Source organism: Haloquadratum walsbyi J07HQW2 (assembly GCF_000415985.1).
Taxonomy (GTDB): Archaea; Halobacteriota; Halobacteria; order Halobacteriales; family Haloferacaceae; genus Haloquadratum; species Haloquadratum walsbyi_B.
In genome coordinates, this window is the sequence record NZ_KE356561.1 from 694,327 (window position 1) to 696,506 (window position 2,180).

Annotated in this window: 2 protein-coding genes and 1 pseudogene; 2 read left to right on the plus strand and 1 reads right to left on the minus strand. The window is 48.1% G+C overall.

All coding sequences use genetic code 11. The features are described 5' to 3' along the window. Window positions 1-258 (minus strand): annotated as a pseudogene (locus J07HQW2_RS03230) (hypothetical protein); the annotation flags it as partial. A 1,403-nt stretch (window positions 259-1,661) separates the two neighbouring features. Between J07HQW2_RS03230 and J07HQW2_RS17555 the strand changes: the two are divergent. Continuing rightward, window positions 1,662-1,835 (plus strand): hypothetical protein, encoded by a 174-nt coding sequence (locus J07HQW2_RS17555; RefSeq protein WP_021053893.1) that lies wholly within the window; start codon window positions 1,662-1,664, stop codon window positions 1,833-1,835. A 68-nt stretch (window positions 1,836-1,903) separates the two neighbouring features. After that, window positions 1,904-2,050, plus strand: coding sequence for an SHOCT domain-containing protein (locus J07HQW2_RS19855; protein ID WP_394324628.1), 147 nt, complete (start codon window positions 1,904-1,906; stop codon window positions 2,048-2,050). Window positions 2,051-2,180 lie beyond the last annotated feature (130 nt).

A 2,180-nucleotide genomic window follows, 5' to 3' on the forward strand; every position in this document is an offset into this window, starting at 1 on the left:
GACACTCTCTTCGCCATTATTCGTGATATTGAAGAGATTTTCAGCGTTTGTTGTTGCATTTGCGTTCACTCCGTTATCACCTAGATCGATCTCGAATGTCGAGTCTTGAGTATTGTCTTGACTAATGAATGAACTATTTGCAGGGTCTTCAGGCGGTGTGATTGCAACGAGTGCACTCGCATCACCAGCAGCATCAACGTCAGCCGTCCGTTCGGCTTCAACAGTTGTGAATGCACCTGTTGCTGCAAGAGTGCACATAGCCTCAAATATCATCAGAACCACAAGAAGCTTTCCGAGTGAAGCCATCAGGATGAGTTACTATTATATCTCGCTTCATATTATTACGCCCTCGCAATGCACTCAGCGAGCATGTGACATGGAATGCCGGGTTCGCCTGACGATTGACACAGTAAGTGCGGGTGTCCTGTACTCATGTCAGTGCTTCAGTCATCGCTTGTTTTTTTATTACTTCCCGGGTACCGATTGATTCGGGATCGCTGGTACCCGAGTACCGGCGTGTGGGATCAAGGGATTGATAATAAATACCAGTCCTATACACTCTTATCGAGATTCCTGTATTCCTATCTTCTATTTTTATACAACGTTTTTGAGGACATCTCAATATTGTGTATTCCTCGGGGCTCTGTTTGTCCAAACTGAGATGATGAGGAAATTATCGACGAGAGATCTGTCTCTCTCTGTCGATCCATCTGATCCAGTATGGTTCAGGGTCGCCACATTAGCACAGATTAAGTCGTTTCAGTGTGCGCATGTTTGTGTCTCAGGGGACAATATCACACCACTCCCCGTACCTGCGGGTGCGGGACGCTCCACAGGGTGGTTTTCGAGACAGTCTCATCAAGACAGTCTGCAAGCTCAATTATCAGAGCTAAGAATCGTGGACAACCTAACCGGTTACCGGTGACTTCCCCGGATGCGAATCCCATGCTCGCGTTCGAGGGTATCTGACACACCAACAACTATTGCAACATGCAGTGACTGATAAAAATTATTACATCTTCAAGAAAACTTCCCGTGTGTTCATCGGAACATAAGTTGGGTTGGGGATAACCTCAGTTCGTCTTCCACACGGTCATCATCACGGTGGTCTGAGTCTGCCGATGACGGTGACGGTGACCACTGTCTCTCAGTGTAAAAATGATCTCGCGGATGTAGCACAGATCAACTGTGTCCTGTCAATCATGTGTGTCGTGTCCGTCTCCGCCAACGGTGATACCGGTTGGCGTCAGTGTCATGATTTTGTGCAGATTCGGTGACGGACGCCTCCGCCTCTTCTCCCCACGTGAGGCGTCTATTATCCTCTACAGAGACGACAAGTGGTTTATATTATATCTCCATTCCATTCCACTCCACTCCATCTCCGGCTTCGGGAACTGATCACTCACGAGTATCTCCGCTGTACTCACACAACTAACTCAGCTACTTTGTGCAACTGTAAGTCCAATCGATTCTCAGTATAGCCTCGCCAACAGACATTCAGCCCAATGCCAATCTCTCTGGTGCTGATCTCAGCGATGCCAGCCTTTAGAAACCGACCTTTCCGGATCAAACCTCACTGGTGCCAATTTCACTGACCTGAAAAAAGCCACCTCTTCGGGGCAGACCTCACTAACGCTGAATTCTGTCGCGAATATGGAGAGATGAGTGATATGGAGGAGCCATATTCTGATGAAGATATTCTGGATATGATTGCTGCTGGGGCAGTTACGACAGTGACTCTTCTTGTTGGGTTTGAGCTCTTAGCCGCTGGCGTGTCGCATTTTTTGCTTGCTTTCCCAGTAAGGATTAAGAGTTTGCTGGAGTCCCTCCACTGACAGTCGGGGTTCTGCGTTTTTACCGGGAGAGTAATAATGCGAGTGATCAGACCTCAGAAGAGGGTCCAATTACGACACTCCGAGAGCGATACGCGAATGGGGAACTGGCTGATGAAGAGTTTGAGAATCAGGTTGAAAACTTAATTGAGACGGAATCCGGTGTTAACTCTCACAGCAAGCGTGAGTCTGAACGTGAAATTGAGCGTGAGAAATAACAAAGATACGAGCGCATACTCTCGTCTGTTGGGGGGCTCTTGAGTAATAATAACGAACGACACCCTCCAGACGGGTTTGTGATCTCGATTATACCATCTCGATCACCGGGGTCAGGAGCGACAGCGGTCG